The organism is Pseudoalteromonas sp. HF66 (assembly GCF_011806445.1).
GTDB lineage: Bacteria > Pseudomonadota > Gammaproteobacteria > Enterobacterales > Alteromonadaceae > Pseudoalteromonas > Pseudoalteromonas apostichopi.
Genome location: NZ_JAATOU010000001.1, coordinates 15,719 through 32,816 on the forward strand (window position 1 = coordinate 15,719; position 17,098 = coordinate 32,816).

Annotated in this window: 15 protein-coding genes; 11 read left to right on the forward strand and 4 right to left on the reverse strand. The window is 39.8% G+C overall.

Going from position 1 to position 17,098, the window contains the following annotated elements; translation table 11 throughout:
• Positions 1-32 precede the first annotated feature (32 nt).
• The 9 genes from HCZ11_RS00065 (at position 33) to HCZ11_RS00105 (ending at position 12,251) form a co-directional block, all read left to right on the forward strand.
• Positions 33-725 carry an ABC transporter substrate-binding protein gene (locus HCZ11_RS00065; RefSeq protein WP_167657266.1) on the forward strand — a complete coding sequence of 231 codons (693 nt, stop codon included), beginning with the start codon at positions 33-35 and terminating at the stop codon, positions 723-725.
• A gap of 139 nt (positions 726-864) precedes the next feature.
• A complete protein-coding gene (locus tag HCZ11_RS00070; protein WP_167657267.1) occupies positions 865-2,157 on the forward strand; it encodes a hemolysin family protein in 1,293 nt (430 codons plus the stop codon).
• A 78-nt stretch (positions 2,158-2,235) separates the two neighbouring features.
• Positions 2,236-3,915 carry a cyanophycinase gene (locus HCZ11_RS00075; RefSeq protein WP_167657268.1) on the forward strand — a complete coding sequence of 560 codons (1,680 nt, stop codon included), beginning with the start codon at positions 2,236-2,238 and terminating at the stop codon, positions 3,913-3,915.
• Positions 3,916-4,002: 87 nt separating this feature from the next.
• Positions 4,003-4,416, forward strand: a complete 414-nt coding sequence (locus HCZ11_RS00080) for a hypothetical protein (protein WP_167657269.1) — start codon at positions 4,003-4,005, stop codon at positions 4,414-4,416.
• Positions 4,417-4,487: 71 nt separating this feature from the next.
• On the forward strand, positions 4,488-5,585 hold the full coding sequence (locus HCZ11_RS00085) for a 6-phosphofructokinase (protein ID WP_167657270.1): 1,098 nt from the start codon (positions 4,488-4,490) through the stop codon (positions 5,583-5,585).
• Between the two features lie 209 nt (positions 5,586-5,794).
• Positions 5,795-6,958: an efflux RND transporter periplasmic adaptor subunit gene (locus tag HCZ11_RS00090; RefSeq protein ID WP_167657271.1), complete on the forward strand. Its 1,164-nt coding sequence runs from the start codon at positions 5,795-5,797 to the stop codon at positions 6,956-6,958.
• A gap of 12 nt (positions 6,959-6,970) precedes the next feature.
• Complete coding sequence (locus tag HCZ11_RS00095; RefSeq protein ID WP_167657272.1) at positions 6,971-10,102, forward strand: efflux RND transporter permease subunit; 3,132 nt, start codon at positions 6,971-6,973, stop codon at positions 10,100-10,102.
• Positions 10,102-11,505 carry an efflux transporter outer membrane subunit gene (locus HCZ11_RS00100; protein WP_130052436.1) on the forward strand — a complete coding sequence of 468 codons (1,404 nt, stop codon included), beginning with the start codon at positions 10,102-10,104 and terminating at the stop codon, positions 11,503-11,505. The genes HCZ11_RS00095 and HCZ11_RS00100 overlap by 1 nt, the downstream gene beginning before the upstream one ends.
• Positions 11,506-11,633: 128 nt before the next feature.
• Entirely contained in the window at positions 11,634-12,251 is a 618-nt protein-coding gene (locus HCZ11_RS00105; protein ID WP_130052435.1) for a TetR/AcrR family transcriptional regulator, read from the forward strand.
• Between the two features lie 8 nt (positions 12,252-12,259).
• On the opposite strand, the gene HCZ11_RS00110 is transcribed toward HCZ11_RS00105, so the two are convergent.
• On the reverse strand, positions 12,260-13,357 hold the full coding sequence (locus HCZ11_RS00110) for a HupE/UreJ family protein (protein ID WP_130052434.1): 1,098 nt from the start codon (positions 13,355-13,357) through the stop codon (positions 12,260-12,262).
• A gap of 178 nt (positions 13,358-13,535) precedes the next feature.
• Positions 13,536-14,225: an anti-sigma factor gene (locus HCZ11_RS00115; protein ID WP_167657273.1), complete on the reverse strand. Its 690-nt coding sequence runs from the start codon at positions 14,223-14,225 to the stop codon at positions 13,536-13,538.
• A gap of 304 nt (positions 14,226-14,529) precedes the next feature.
• On the opposite strand from HCZ11_RS00115, the gene HCZ11_RS00120 reads away from it, so the two are divergent.
• A complete protein-coding gene (locus tag HCZ11_RS00120; RefSeq protein ID WP_167657274.1) occupies positions 14,530-16,152 on the forward strand; it encodes a diacylglycerol kinase family protein in 1,623 nt (540 codons plus the stop codon).
• 6 nt (positions 16,153-16,158) lie between these two features.
• On the opposite strand, the gene HCZ11_RS00125 is transcribed toward HCZ11_RS00120, so the two are convergent.
• The gene (locus HCZ11_RS00125; RefSeq protein WP_130052431.1) at positions 16,159-16,425 is read right to left on the reverse strand and encodes a VF530 family DNA-binding protein; all 267 of its coding nucleotides are present in this window, start codon (positions 16,423-16,425) and stop codon (positions 16,159-16,161) included.
• Between the two features lie 56 nt (positions 16,426-16,481).
• On the reverse strand, positions 16,482-16,781 hold the full coding sequence (locus HCZ11_RS00130; protein ID WP_167657275.1) for a DUF1496 domain-containing protein: 300 nt from the start codon (positions 16,779-16,781) through the stop codon (positions 16,482-16,484).
• Between the two features lie 77 nt (positions 16,782-16,858).
• Between HCZ11_RS00130 and HCZ11_RS00135 the strand changes: the two genes are divergently transcribed.
• Entirely contained in the window at positions 16,859-17,089 is a 231-nt protein-coding gene (locus HCZ11_RS00135; protein WP_130052429.1) for a TIGR02647 family protein, read from the forward strand.
• The last annotated feature ends 9 nt before the right edge of the window (positions 17,090-17,098 follow it).

Consider the following 17,098-nt stretch of genomic DNA (forward strand, 5'->3'; position numbering starts at 1 on the left):
AAATAATTATAATTTATTTGGTATCGCTCATTATGCGCACAATTCTAACCCTGTCATTGCTGCTATTTCTGCAACCTTGTTTTGCAGCAATTACAGTGGTGACCGAAAATTTCCCTAATTTTCAATACCTAAATGAAAACGGCGTATTAACTGGAACTGTGGTTGATCAAGTTAAATCAGGTCTAGAAAAAAGTGGATTGGATTATGAGCTTTCTGTAAACACTTGGTCAATTTCGTATAACGCAGCATTACGTGACAGCAATACCTGTATCTTTTCTATGGCAAGGCTTCCTTCACGTGAAGACAAATTTAATTGGATAGCCCGCATTGGTGGTTTTTCGGCGTCATTTTATTCTTTTAAATCTGAACAAGTAAAAATAGCTAATATTGATGAAGCTAAAAAATACCGAATTGCAGTTTTAAAAAATAACTATTCACACATATACTTAAAAGAGAATGGCTTTGATGAGCGCAATCAGCTGATCTTACTTGATAGTTTTGACAACATTTATGATGTGCTTAAAAGCAGACGCTCAAGTATAGATTTAGTCATCCTCAGCGATGAACAGTTTAAATATGAACGTGATGGCGATAACACGCTTGAAGATTTAAAACCGATATTAAAACTGCCCGTCGGAACACCTCAGTTATACTTCGCTTGCAATAAAAACATCAACCCTGTGACTCTTGAAAAATTAAACAAAGGCTTTGCTGCTAACGATTAAAAATAGCACTTGTTGAATGCTACAAAGTGGCTATAATCAGCTGCTTTTTGTCCATTCTCGCCAAACTCTAGCTAGCCTAAACGAGCAAAAAGTTGTTTGCATTCAACACTCTGAATGCGCTTAATTATTAGGAGCTACAATGAGTGATTTACTCATTATTATGATTTTAATTTTGATCAGTGCATTGTTTGCAATGAGCGAAATAGCGATTGCTGCATCTCGTAAGATCAAATTACGAGTTATGGTGGACGAAGGAAATAAAAAAGCCCAAGCAGTGCTTAGCTTACAAGAGCAACCTGGAGCATTTTTTGCGATGATACAAATAGCCTTAAATGCGATTGCGATTTTGGGGGGGATTGTTGGTGAGCAAGCATTATCTCCTTATATCGAACAAGTTTTAGGGATGATTTATCAAGGTCCGTTACTGAGCCAAGTTAGCTTTTTGATTTCGTTTTTTAGTATTACTTCTTTGTTTATCTTATTTGCTGACTTGTTACCAAAACGCTTAGCGATGATTATGCCTGAGGCGGTTGCTGTTAATGTGGTATCTATTATGCGCTGGGTTACTTTTGCGCTAACACCTTTTGTTGTTTTCTTTAATGGTATTACTAATTTGGTTTTACGCGCGTTTAAAGTACCTGCAGAGAGAGAAGATATTGTTACCACAGAAGACATCGTCGCGATGATGGATGCAGGGGCAGAGTACGGCAGCTTGCAGCAACAAGAATATGAGTTAATTGGCAATGTATTTGATTTAGAAGCCCGCTTTTTATCGAGTGTGATGACGCCTCGTGATCAAATTGTGTTTTTTGATGTCAAAGCAGATGCTCAAGAAGTAGTAACCAAAATAATTGAGCACCCTCATAATCACTTTTTAGTGTGTGATGGCAGTTTAGATAAATTAATTGGTTCGGTTGAATCAAAAGATATTTTGCGCAAAGTACTAAAAGGACAAACTGCCGAAATAGATAATGAATTGATAAGCCGCGACATTTTCTACCTGCCAGAAACATTGAGTCTTTCAGAGGCGTTAAATACCTTTAAAAAAGCGGCAGAGCCGTTTGCCGTTGTGGTTAATGAATATGCGCTAATGGTCGGTATTGTCACTGTTAAAGATTTAATGAAAGGGTTCATGGGCGATTTAATTAGCCATCAAGGTGAAGAGTTAATTATTCAACGTGATAATTCATCCTGGTTAGTTGATGGTTTAACCCCAGTGGTAGAGCTTGCAAAGGTACTTGAAATTGAAGAGTTCCCAGAACAGTCTCATTACGAAACAGTCGCAGGATTTTTGATCTACACCATGAAACGCCTGCCAAAGCGTGCAGAGTTTATAAACTTTGCTGGCTATAAGTTTGAGGTTGTCGATGTTGAAGGGGTGAAAGTTGAGCAACTATTAGTATCTAGAATCACTAGCAATGAAGGCGCATAATGCGCCTCTATCTTTCATTTTCAGCAATCTAAAAAGTCGGTATACTTTTGTTAATTTTATACAGCTAAATACCGATACATGCGCATTTTTAAAAAGTTATCCTTATTTTCTCGCAGTGCATTACTTGCAGGTACTGCGTTACTTCCGTCATTATGTTTTGCTGAGCCTGCAAATCAAACCTTAGTTATGGTTGGTAGTGACCTAGAAATCTGTTCAAGTAGCAAACCAAAGAATTGCTCAACAAAAGAAAGCATAATCGGTAAGCAAGAGAATGTTTTTAGCGTAACAAAACAATCAATTAAAAAAATTGACCAATTTTGGCCTAACAACAATACAAAGCACCGAGACCATGTTGTTGCTGTATTAAATAAATTAACACATAAAGAGTTCCAAAAAGTCAGTAAAGCAACTTTGTTATGGGCTTGGCGAGATCTTGATAATCAGGTGCTATCGTCTCTATCTGAAAATGAATTTAATTACGTATTTGATATATTAGAAGTTGTTATTCTTAATACACAAAAACAAAGAATTACAGAGCGAGTGTATAAAGACTTAACTACAGAAACCTCTACTACAGATATTTTAGATTTTGTTGCTGCTTCATTAAAAACAACCACCAAATCACCAACAATTTTGGCTGTTACAGCCTCTAGCCGAGATCCATATGAATCAGCTGACTTTTATGAAGGGCTATTAAACTTTAAGGGGGTAGAATCAAGCTGGTTACCTCTAACCCCCGCCTTAGCAAAAGCGATTACGAGTAAGCAATGTGAAAGTTTGGATTCTTTACGCACTGACTCTATGGGGGTTTTTAACCGTGAGACTATTTACCCTGATCGAATTAAGGCCGAAAAAGTGCTTTGTGATAAAGGGGTAGATCATTTAGTTAAGCTAATTGAAAACGCGACGGGGATGATGTTTAACGGTGGCGATCAGAGTTTAACCAGAAAAGTACTGTTTGATGTTAACGGTAAGCAATATCCTTGGACTCACGCAATTTTACAAAGACCATTACTTGTTGGCACAAGTGCAGGCACTGCTGTGCAAAGTGGTGGTAAAAATGAATATGGTTCAGTGCCGATGATTTCAAATGGTACAAGTTTAGCGGCAATGAGAGAAGGCTCGTTTGCTGTTTCACCTCCAAGTGAGCGCTGTGAAAATGAGTGCAGTAATAAGCTTTCGTCTGATAGCCTAACTTATGAAAAACAAGGTGGGCTAGGTAGCTTTACGTACGGTGTTCTTGATACACACTTTAGCGAGCGCAACAGAACAATGCGTTTAGCTAGATTATTGGCAGATACAGGGCAAAAACATGGCTTTGGGGTTGATGAAACTACAGCGCTTGTATCAATACGAGCTGGTGGAACTTCCTTAATGACTGTTATTGGTAAAAGCGGTGTTGTGCATGTTCAATCAGACGCTAAAAATAGCGGAGCTATTAGTTATTGGCCTGCAGGTACGGTTATTGATGTAACAAAGGATGGCTTTAACTTAGCTAAACGAACTGTTGATAATGCACTCCCTAGTATTAAAATTCCGCCACTGCCGATGCAGCGTTTCGGCACCATATTTTCAGATGCTAAATTACGCTCGCTTGTACAAGCTATGTGTTTAACACAAGAGCAACAAGCAGTAGCACAGCATGATGAGTTTTTATTGGATTTAAATGCTACTGAAAACACTCATTACTACCGTGTAAACACAAGCAGTACAGGCTGTGCGGTAGAAAACCTAGCCTTTAAAGTTAAGACCTTTTAACAGTATAAGATACTGAAAAAGTAGTGGATTATTTGTTCATTATTAGTTAGCGTAAGACTAATAATGAACAAACCATGGAATGGAGTTATGAAATATAACGTACTACTTTTATCTATTTTTGGCTGTTTATTTGCCTATTTATCTATACCCGTTATAGGCTATGGATCAGCTATTGCGATTCCAACTGAAGTACTTTCAGCCCTTTATGAATTGTCACCTAACTTTGCTTTATCAATGGTTGATATCGTTACTTTAGGCCTTCCTTTATTAGCTTTACTTTTAGTGTTTTTACTCATTAGTAAGTCGCTGTATCTTAGAGACAAAGCGTATTCATATTTTATATTGCTGACACCATTTTTAGCGCTGCATTTATATTTTGCTGTTAACACCTTTTCTGCAAATATTGATAACACCACTTTACTGACTAGTTTGCCTAAGTATGTATTACTAGTGCTTTTTGTGGCGCTGTTTTCTACACATAAAAAACCGCGTTTTAGTTGATGTAAGTCATACGCGAAAGTTCAATATATAAGCTAATCTGTAATTAATCAGTGAACGAAGTTGGTAACACGATGAAAAAATTACTGCTATTAACAAGTGGGGGTGATTGCCCTGGGCTTAATGGGGTGATCAGAGCGGTGGTTAAAGCAGCCGAACATGATGGTAATTGGCAGGTGTATGGTAGCCGAAGAGCATATTGTGGTGTGCTTGAAAAACCAAATGATATTATACACTTAACGAGTGAAGTGGTGGCGGGTATTCATGTTCGAGGTGGAACAATTCTAGAAACCGTTAATAAAGGGAACCCAACCGCATTTCCTGCTGAAATAGCGGGTGAACAAGTGTTTATTGACCGCTCTGATGAGTTAATTAGTATTATTAAGCAACTTGGTTTTGATGCCGTTATTAATATTGGTGGTGATGGTTCACACAGAGTATCTCAGCATCTATTTGAGCATGGCTTAAATATTGTCGGCGTGCCAAAAACCATTGATAATGATTTATATGGCACTGATTACACAATAGGTTTTCAGACTGCTGTCGACACCGCCACAGAAGCCATTGATCGATTAATACCAACAGCACAAAGTCACAACCGGGTGATTGTAACTGAAGTCATGGGTCGCGATGCAGGTTGGATTTGTTTGCATTCAGCAATTGCAGCAGGCGCTGAAGTAGCCCTTATTCCAGAAATTCCTTACGATATTGAAGCGATTAAAGCAAAACTTAAATCACGTTTTGACAAAGGGCATGGATTTGCCAATATTGTCATTTCAGAGGGGGCTAAACCACTTGCTGGCAGTGTAGTGAGTAAACAATCAAATGAGTTTGGTTATGAAAACCCAATTCTTGGTGGTATTGCAGAGCATTTGGCTTCACAAATACGAGTCGCACTTGATCTAGATGTGAGAGTGACAGTACTAGGTCATATTCAACGCGGTGGTACACCTAATGCGTTCGATAGAGTATTAGCAGCCGAATTTGGTGTGCAAGCATTCGAGCTTGTTAAACAAGGCCGATTTGGTTTTATACCTGTCAGTAAAGACGGAGAAATTAAACCAATCAGTTTAAAAGAAGCTACCTCTGAATATCGTGTTATTCCTTTAGAACACTCGTTAATTTCAAGCGCTCGTGCAATGGGTATGTGCTTAGGCGAAGAGCTCAGTTAATCTAGCGAATTTAGTATAACTGATAGTTTTAAAACGATTTTTTTAACAAGCTATCAGTTATAATATCAAACCTTCTATTCGTTTTATTTCTTTTGAACAAAACATGCTTTACAGCAAGTTATTTATTTAATGTAAAGTTATTTAAATATGGTTGATCTGTGCCTTTTTTAGTTTAGAATGATCGTTCACTCTAAACTAAGGAAATACACATGCAGCGCTCTCGCATTCCATTTTTTGCAGTGTCAGCTTTGGCTGGTGCTGTTTTATTATCAGGCTGCGGCCAATCAGAATCGGCTCAAGGGCAAACGCAGGCAGCTCAAGCTGTACCTGTTGGCGTTATTGAGATGCAAAGCAAACCTCTTACGCTAACTAAAGAATTACCAGGTCGTGTTGCTGCTTCACGTATCGCGCAAATTCGTCCGCAGGTTAACGGTATTATCCAGTCGCGTATGTTCGTTGAAGGTGCTGAAGTTGAAAAGGGCCAAGCCTTATATCAAATTGATCCGTCTACATTTGAAGCTGAAGTAGCTACCAGTAAAGCTGCTATTTCTAAAGCTCAAGCAAGTATTGCTAATGCCAAAGCAAAAGCTGAACGTTACAAAGAGTTGTTGAGTATCAAAGCTGTAAGCCAACAAGATTATGATGAAGCAGATGCTGCATATAAAGGTGCAAAAGCAGACTTACTAACAGCTCAGGCACAGCTTAAAACAGCTGAAATTAACTTGAACTATAGCAAAGTATTAGCACCAATTAGCGGCCAAATTGGCAAATCAGATGTAACAGCAGGTGCCCTAGTTAGCGCTAATCAAGCAACTGCGTTAGCAACAATTACTCAGCTAGATCCTATTTATGTTGATTTAACTCAATCGAGCAGTGAATTAACACGTTTGAAAAAAGCGATCGCTGCCGGTGAACTTGATAAAGATGCTGCTTTACATTCAAAAGTTGAATTAAAGATGGAAGATGGCAGCACTTATCAACATAAAGGCACGTTACAATTCTCAGAAGTAACGGTTGACCCAAGCACTGGTTCAGTCACCTTACGTGCTGAATTTCCTAATCCTGAAAAATTACTTCTGCCTGGTATGTATGTTCGCGCAGTGATTGTTGAAGGTGTCAAAAATGATGCGATTTTAGCACCGCAGCGCGGTGTCAGTAGAAATACCAAAGGTGAGCCTACTGCCATGGTTGTAAGCAAAGACAACACCGCAGAAGCACGCGTGCTTAAAACTGATCGTACTGTTGGTTCAAACTGGTTAGTGACAGACGGCCTAAACAATGGCGATAAGTTGATTGTTGAAGGTTTACAGAAAATCCGCCCAGGTGCACCAGTCAATGCAATGCCTGCAGAATCAGCAGCTAACAGCCAGTAACGGAGAAACTTAATGTCACGATTTTTTATTGATCGGCCCATATTTGCATGGGTACTTGCTATCGTAGTTATGCTGGCAGGTATCTTAGCAATTAGAAGTTTGCCAGTTGCGCAATATCCATCAATTGCACCGCCTGCAATTAGTATTCAAGCCTCATACCCTGGTGCGTCGGCCCGTACTCTAGAAGATACGGTTACACAGGTTATTGAACAAAAAATGAAAGGGCTAGATGGCTTGCTCTACATGTCGTCAACGTCAGAATCTAATGGCTCAGCTACTCTAACGTTAACCTTTACTGCGGATACAGACCCAGATATCGCACAGGTTCAAGTACAAAACAAGCTGTCGTTGGCAACACCGTTATTACCAGAAGAAGTTCAACGTCAAGGTGTCTCGGTTGCAAAATCAGCACGTAACTTCCTAATGGTTGTAGGATTTGTTTCTGAAGACGGTAGTATGAACAACATCGATATCGGTGATTATGTTTCATCAAATGTGCTTGATATTATCTCTCGGGTTAACGGTGTCGGGGAAGTACAGCTGTTTGGTTCTCAGTATGCAATGCGTATTTGGTTAGACCCAGCTAAATTACTCAAGTACTCGTTAACTCCTGCTGATATTAGTGCAGCAATCAGTGCCCAAAATGCACAGGTTTCGGCAGGTCAACTGGGTGCCTTGCCAGCAGTGAGTGGCCAGCAACTTAATGCGACAGTGACTGCACAAAGCCGTTTACAAACACCTGAGCAATTTAGAAATATCTTTGTAAAAACTAATACTGATGGTTCAGTTGTTCGTTTAAGTGACGTTGCAGATGTTGAACTAGGTGGTGAAAACTACGGTGTTGTAGCTCGTTTTAACGGTAAACCAGCATCAGGCTTAGGTGTTAAGCTTGCCAGCGGTGCTAATGCACTTGATACAGCAGATGGCGTAAAAGCTGCACTTGCAGAGCTTGAGCCTTTCTTCCCTGAAGGCTTAAAAACGGTTGTTCCCTACGATACAACGCCATTCGTATCACTTTCAATTGAGAAAGTAGTCAGTACGCTGATTGAAGCTGTCGTGCTGGTGTTCTTGGTAATGTACTTATTCTTACAGAACTTCAGAGCAACACTTATTCCTACTATTGCAGTGCCTGTGGTATTGCTAGGTACGTTTGCTATCTTACAGGTTTTTGGCTTCTCTATTAATACCTTAACTATGTTTGCTATGGTGCTTGCTATTGGTCTACTGGTTGATGATGCAATCGTCGTCGTTGAAAACGTTGAACGTGTAATGACCGAAGAGAACTTGTCTCCACTTGAAGCAACACGTAAATCAATGGACGAAATCAAAGGTGCGCTTGTTGGTATTGCGATGGTGCTCTCAGCAGTATTTGTGCCTATGGCGTTCTTCCCTGGCTCAACCGGTGTTATTTATCGCCAGTTCTCAATTACCTTGGTCACAGCGATGAGCTTATCAGTACTGGTTGCATTGATTTTAACGCCAGCGCTTTGTGCGACCATCTTAAAACCAAGCCATGTTCACAATAATAAATCATTTATTGGTCGTTTCTTCCTTGGTTTTAACCGTGGTTTTGATAAAACAAACTCGGGTGCGCAAGGTTTTGTGTCTCGCATGATCAAACACAGTAAACGCTATTTACTTATTTACGGTTTAATTGTGGGTGGCATGGTGTTTATTTTCTCACAATTACCATCGGCATTCTTACCAGATGAAGACCAAGGTATTTTGTTTAACCAAGTAAGCCTACCTGCAGGTGCGACAACAGAGCAAACCTTAAAAGTTGTTGAAAAGATGGAACACCACTTCTTAGAAGATCAATCAGAAGCGGTTAAATCTATCTTTACGGTAACAGGTTTTAGCTTTGCAGGTTCGGGTCAAAACGCGGCAATCGGTTTTGTTGGTTTAAAACATTGGGATGAGCGTCAGCGCCCAGATCTATCAGTGGGGGCGGTTGCTGGTAAAGCCATGGGATACTTCTCAACGATTAAAGAAGCATTCGTGTTTGCTTTTCCACCACCAGCTGTTGTCGAGCTTGGCACTGCAAATGGTTTTACATTATACCTTCAAGACCGAGTTGGCTTAGGTCACGAGAAATTACTTGAAGCACGAAATATGTTTTTAGGTATGGCTGCGCAAAACCCAGTGCTATCAGGTGTACGTCCTAATGGTCAAGAAGATAAACCAGAGCTTGAGCTTGATATAGATTTAGCGAAAGCAGAAGCGTTAGGTCTTACTCAAGCAGACATTAATAACACGTTATCGACGGCCTGGGGTAGTAGCTATGTAAATGACTTTATTGACCGTGGTCGCGTGAAAAAAGTGTACCTACAAGGCACACCTGAATCGCGCATGGTGCCAGAAGACTTAGATAAGTGGTATGTACGTAATGCAAATGGTGACATGGTACCATTTACTGCGTTTGCTCATTCATATTGGACTTATGGCTCACCGCGTCTTGAGCGCTATAATGGCTTCTCTGCGATGGAAATCCAAGGTGCTGCAGCGCCGGGTTACAGTACTGGCCAAGCGATGACCGAAGTTGAAAAAATGGTTAAGAAGTTACCGCCTGGTGTGTCGTTCGAATGGACAGGTATTTCATATGAAGAACGTTTAAGTGGTGGTCAAGCACCATTACTTTATGCACTTTCATTGCTGGTTGTATTCTTATGTCTAGCGGCGTTATACGAGAGCTGGTCAGTCCCTGCGGCGGTTATGCTGATTGTACCGCTAGGGGTATTTGGTGCTTCGATTGCCTCATTTGTATTTAACTTATCAAATGATATTTATCTACAAGTTGGTCTATTAACCACTATTGGTCTTGCATCAAAAAATGCCATCTTGATTGTAGAGTTTGCTATTCATAAAATGGATGAAGGTATGAAGCTTGTCGATGCAGCCGTGGCAGCCATTCGCCTGCGTTTACGTCCAATCTTTATGACATCAATGGCATTTGTGTGCGGTGTACTACCTCTTGCAATTGCATCAAGTGCAGGTTCAGGTGCACAAAATGCGCTAGGTATTGCTGTTATTGGCGGTACACTTGCGTCATCGACCATAGTTGTGTTGTTTGTGCCATTGTTTTTTGTACTAGTGCGTCGTGTATTCCCTGGCAAAACAAAGTCAAACAATGAGGAGCAGGTATAATGAAAGTAAAACTTATCTCAGTGTCTGTTGCTGCACTTATGTTATCTGCCTGTAATATGGCGCCAGATATGGAGCAACGTGAATTACCCGTTGCACAAAACTATGATATCCAAGGTACAGCAGGTGATATCAATGCACTAAATTGGCAGTCATTTTTCAGTAATACGCAACTTCAACAGTTGATTGCGCTAACACTTGAAAACAACAAAGACATCAAAACTGCTGCACTAAATGTGCAGCAGGTAAGAGCAATGTACCAGATTGAAGATTCAGCGTTATACCCAAGCATTGATCTAAATGCGTCGGGTACGCGTCAGCGTCTTCCTGCTGATTTATCTGGTACTGGCCAAGCAACTATTTCTGAAAATTATTCAGCTACAGTTGGCTTAACTGCTTATGAAATTGACCTTTGGGGTAAAGTACGTAACCAATCTGAACAAGCTTTACAAAACCTCTATGCAGCTGAATATAGTTTAACCAGTGTGCGCATTAGTTTGATTTCAGAATTAGTGAATGCATGGCTTAACTATGCGACGGACAAAGAGCTGTTGGCGCTCGCCAACGAGACTTTAAAGTCTCAGCAAGAGTCTTTAGAGCTAACTCGTAAAACATTTGCTCTTGGCGCTGCTTCTCAGTTAACGCTATCACAACTTGAGAGTACTGTGGCAACGGCTAAGGTCGATATTGCGAATTATCAGCGCTTGTTAAAGCGCGATAAAAATGCGCTCGACTTTTTAGTGGGTAAAACCGTCACTGCGGATTTATTACCAACTGAAAGTATAGATGATGTACTGAGCTTACCAGATGTGCCGGTTGGTTTGCCGTCAGAACTGCTTACTCAACGACCAGATATTAAGGCTGCTGAGCATGATTTACTTGCAGCCAATGCAAATATTGGGGTGGCAAAAGCGGCATTCTATCCAAGCATCAGTTTAACCGCGAATGCGGGTACGGCTTCTGCTGACTTAAGTAATCTTTTTGATTCAGGTTCAGGCACATGGAGTTTTGTACCATCTATCAATTTGCCTATTTTTAACATGGGCCGCAACCAAGCCAACCTTGATGTTGCACAATCTCAGCAAGAAATAGCACTAACCAGCTATGAGCAAACCATACAGCAAGCATTCAAAGAAGTCTCTGATGCCCTTGCTGATCGTGAAGGTTATATGCATCAGTTAGATGCCCTCAATGACTTGTATCAAAGTAATGAGCTATCTTTTACTTTATCGGATGCTCGTTTTCAAAAGGGCGCAGACAGTTACTTGCAAGTATTGGACGCACAACGAAATTGGTACAGTGCTGGGCAACAGTTAATATTAGGTAAGCAAGCGTATCTGGCGAGCCAAATTCATTTGTATAAAGCACTCGGTGGCGGCTGGAATGCACAAAAAGCTGTGCAATAAATCTGCAAAAGCATAATTTATTTAAGGTTTTGCAGGTTCTTAGTTGTTTTGACTCTCCGCAAAGATTAAGATCCTGTAAACCTTGTTTAAATTAAAGTTAACTGTAGTCAGTAAAGCTTGGAGAAACCATGACGCAAAAAACGAAAAGACACAATGACCCTGCTCTTGCCGAAGCAAGACGTAATCAAGTGCTCTGTGCCGCGGCTGATTGTTTTCGACGTAAGGGCTACCATGGCGCAGGAATGGCGGAAATTTCTAAAACCGCAGGCATGAGCGCTGGCCATATCTATAATTACTTCGCCAGCAAAGAGGCAATTATAGAATCAATTGTCGAACGTGACATGGAAGAAATGTTCTCAATTTTTAAAGAATTTGCAGATAAACCCGGCGATCGTGTCACTGTATTGCTTGATGGCCTGGGTAGAGGTGTTGAACGCCATACCGATTTAAATCAAGGTGCTCTTGATTTAGAAATGCTCGCAGAAGCTGCACGCAATGAAAAAGTGGCTAATTTATTACGTGAGTCAGATAGCCATGCTCGTGATTCTATGCGTGACTTATTAGTTGGTGACAGAGGACCTTTACAAGGGACGGCACTTGATGAAGTGAATGCTCGTATTGAAGTTATGTTTTCTGTGATGGGCGGCCTTTTACTGCGTAAAATGCTCAACCCTGACCTCGATACTGATGAGTTACTAAAAGCTCTTCGCCCCGCAATGAAAACTCTATTGTTACCATTTGAATAGAGCGCTCATTAAAAGCGCTCTATAGACCATTGAATTGCCATAATTGCAATTAGCACTGATCCTGCTGGCATAATGGCTTTTTTATACCAGGGATTATTTCTAAGTAGCATTAGTAGCGGTAAACAAATGGCTAAAATAACTAGTTGACCTATCTCAACCCCTAAATTAAACGCTAAAATACTCATTAGCTGGTATTCATTCGATAAGCCAAGCTCACCTAATACACTCGCAAATCCCATACCATGCAATAGACCAAAGCAGAAGGTGATCCAACCTAAACGTACAATCATCGGCCAGATGTTATTAACGGCAGCAAATAAAACTGAAAGCGCGATACCTAATTCTACCCAACGTGTGTTTGGCGATATGATATTCATTGCAGTTGCTGTGAGGGTCATTGAGTGAGCGAGCGTAAATGCAGTGATGATCCACGCTGTATCGACAAGGATTTGTTTTTTTGACTCGACACGTTGCCACTCACCTTGCTTACGCACCAATACACAGCCAAGCAATAGAGCGATTAAAAACAAAATATGATCTGTGCCCATCCAAATATGTAATATGCCTTGCTGTACATATTCAACAAATGTTGTGATAAAGCTTTGCTCTTTAAAGTTGATAACTTGTTTTGGCGTGTTTTCTGTAAACACGCGGCTTGAGTTAGCAATAGCAGCAATTGCTTGATGATGCTCATCTAATTCAAACAAGGCAGTGTAATTAATCGTTATTGAACTATCAGAAGGGCAATCTACTTGTAGTGGCACATGAATGTACGATTGATTAAAGTGGTTATTCACGCTGAGCTCACCTTCAAAAGCGATCTTGCAGCTTAGTTGTTGCTGTAAAACAATCAAATGGCTATTTAGATAGTTAAAAATTGCTTGCTGCTGAGAGGTAATTTCATGCCATGCAATTACATTATCCTGATTTTTATCGAAGTTTACTGCTTTATCGAGATCAGTCACAGAGGCTTGCCAAGAGCCAGTTAATGAAAGTGTATGACTCGTTTGTTGTTCTAAAGTAAGGTAAGCGGTGCTTTGCTGGTGGGCATAACTGGTAAAACTAAAAATCAATAGAAATAGCGTAAACAACAACGACTTTTTCATTTTTATTCCTGAGATAATACAGGCGGGCAAGTCTTATGCTCGAATGACCGCATTTATTTAAGATAAGTAAAAAGGGGCTGTTACTATAGCAAGTACAAAGGTTTAACGGCTAGGTCATCTGTCTTAGAAATAGTGGCTTTGCTCGTGTTTTAATAATGAATCTTTAGGCTGTGTATGGTTAATTAACGTTAAGTTTAGCTGTATAAATAATTTCACTTGGGGAGCCTGATTGTGAACCGCCAGTCGGCTCGCGGCTTATTGCTAGCAACGCAATATTTTGCGGTTTAAATAATGCATTGCGGGCAATTTCTTTGCTATCTGTTTTTGGTAATAAAACAATAGGAATAGCGTTGGGGTAGCCTTTTAAACGGATCCATAACTGGTAGTCATAATCAGTTTGTATACTCATATCACTAGCCGCTTTAAGTAAAATACTGTGATCGCTTATATCTAAATTCCAAAGAGGCTTATTTGATGAATCATAAAATGTAACTGAATGACTGATTTTATCGCTAAATGACTCTTGCGGTTGCCAAGTAATCAAAACCAATACAACGCACGCCGCAGAGGCAATAGCCGCCCAAGCATTAAAAATTACAAAGTTAAAGCCTTTTGCTTTCTTTTCTGCCGGTAAAAGTATCGGGTCAATTCTTTTTGATATTTTATCCCATACTTGTTGATCGGGTGGGTTAGATTCAATCGCGTTTTCTAAATTTTTTATATACCTTTGCCATAATGAGGTTGCGTAGCGAGCTCTTGGTGAGGTTCGCATTAAGCGGCTAAATCTATCTCGGGCATGGCCATGTAATGTGCCTAGAACGTATTCTGCTGCAAGAAAATTAAGTAGCGTGTGGTCATCGTATTTCATAACGAATTAGGCTCAGGATTGATTTAAGTTTTTAAAATAAGCTTCACTAAATATAAATGTCTAGTGTGCTTAACTTTAATTTTAGACTATTAGAGAAAGCCAGCCTTAAAATTTATGATATTTTGCGTATGTAAATAATTGTAAGTTATTCAAAAAGTTGTGAAAAAATGTCCTAAACTTAAAGGGTAAGTTTTCAGTTTGAATCTAAGTCATTGATTTTAAAAAGCCAATAGTGTTTAACAAGTAGATTTAACTGGAGTGAAATTTGCATTGTTCTATTCAATTAGAATAACAAGGAGTGATTATGTGGGCAGCTTTTAGTTACTTGGCACTAGCGATTGTATTTATAATTGCGGCTATTATGGTTGAAACTGTGTATTTTGCGCTGTTCTTTTATTGGACTGCTCTGTCGTTGCTTTTAGTTAGCGGCGCTTACTTTTTTAATATCGCACGTATTTTCAGAAAACGAGAAAACGGAGTGATACCCATCTACATCCGTTGGGCATTTATTCCCTTTTTGTTGGGAGCACAACTTTATAACGCATGGTCGAGAAAGCACGACAAAGTTCCGCCACTACAACAAATTAATGAACATTTATTTTTAGCCTGTCGGTTATTTCCTTCAGATATAGACTCAATGAAAGAAATGGGTATTACGGCTATTTTAGATGTAACATGCGAATTTGATGGCCTTGAATGGTCTTCAACACAAGAGAATATTCGTTATTTAAATATTCCTGTACTTGATCACAGTGTACCTACTCGTGCCCAATTACATCAAGCCATTAATTGGATTGACCATCAAGTAAAAGCAGATAGACGTGTCGTTGTGCATTGTGCACTGGGTCGAGGACGCTCAGTATTTGTAATGGCAGCTTACTTACTTAGCCAAAATAAAGATGCAGATGTACATCAAATTCTCGCACAAATTAAAGAGACTCGACAAACAGCCAATCTAAATAAGCGTCAGCTGCGTCATCTTGTTCGCCGACATCGCTCTGGTGACTTATTAATAAAGAATAAAGCCGTACTTATTGCTAACCCAGTATCAGGCACAAAGCTTTGGGAATCAAAACGTAAGCAAATAACATCACGCTTATCTGAGTATTACGATTTAACCGTTTATACAACTTCAGAAGAAGTCGATGGTACTCAACTAGCAAAAGAAGCCCTAGAGTTAAGCCCTGATGTGGTTATTGCTTGTGGTGGTGATGGTACAGTAACTGAAGTTGCAAGTGTGCTTGTTAATACTGATTGTAAACTAGGCATTATTCCTTTGGGTACTGCTAATGCGCTTGCCCATGTTTTAATGGGTATTAAGTCTAAACTTATACCAGTAGAGCAGGCTTGTGAGCTCATTATTGAAGGTCAAGATAGTCGTATTGATACTGCAGTTTGTAATGGCGAGCGTATGTTGTTACTAGTGGGCATCGGTTTTGAACAAAAAATGATCGAAAAAGCGCATCGAGATGCAAAAAATGAGTCAGGTCAACTGGCATATTTACAGGGCTTTTGGCAAGCATTAGGCGAGCATGAAGCGCAAGACTACGATGTTACCATTGACGATAACGAGCTGAAAACCATTAATACTACAAGTTTAATCATTGCCAATGCCGCGCCATTTACCACGTTACTTGCTCAATCTGCAGGGCAGCCAGATCATCAAGATGGTTTACTTGATGTAAACTGGTTAACACCCAGTGCCGACTCTAAAGCGAGTACTTTAAGCATAGCGGAGTTAGTGTTTTCAAGTATAACCCAAACAAGTTTCGCAATTAATAGTCATCACACAAATGCTAAACGAGTGACTGTGAGCGCAGAAGATGGCTTGAGCTATGTTATTGATGGTGAGGTAAAAACAGCGGATAAACTAGATGTTGAGATATCACCGAAATCGCTTTCGGTGATTGTAGCTGCTGAAGATTAGCAATGATTACTTTTTAATGCTTTTCCACTGGAAAGAGCCATCATCGGCATGGTCACTATTGATAATGGTATCAATATATAACTGTTCTACTTTTTCACGTGCCCAAGGGGTCTTTCGTAAAAATTTAAGACTCGACTTTACACTTGGGTCATTTTGAAAGCAGCGTACATCGACGTGCGCTGCCATCCCGTCCCAACCAAGTTTTTCTACCAGTTTAGTAACTATGTCAGCTAATTTAACGCCATGTAATGGATTGTTTGGTTGATTGTCCATGATAAATCTTAGGTTATTTGCAACCGCGCAATAGTAACCTATATGCTGGTTTTAAGCTAATTGACATGAATCGTTTTAGCTTGTTTCGGATAAATAATCTCGCCATTAGCATTAAGTCTTAGCCAAGCTAAATCACTGTTTGAAAAATTAGGCTGTTTGGCGGTGCATATTAACGTAATGTCACCAACAGAAATATAAGCACCTTCGGTATAGCGTTTATTTTCATACCAACAGACTTTTTGGTTGTTCAATGCTTCTTGACCGTCGAGCACAATCACTGGATTTTCCTTTGCTAGTGCTTTATTTAAAAATACTAAAATAAACAAAGTGCTTAACAGTAAAATTTTCTTTAACAAAATACCTCTCCCGTTGGGCAGATTTGTATAACTACACTAAGCTTATGACAAGGAATAAATAATAAAAAGGTGAACACATGCAATTTGATAAAAATATGATCGACGAACTAACCCTACTTGCAAAATTTCCTCGTAATTCACAAATGCAGGGAATTAAAATTCACTCCGATGCCGAAAGTTCAATTAGAGATGCAGCACAACGTCTTTATGATAAGGGCATTACTGACAGCCCAGATGGAGGCTACTTAACCGATTTGGGACTCGATTTAATTAACCATGTGAGTGTGATTAACTCAGCGCTTAGATAAGTATTGTCA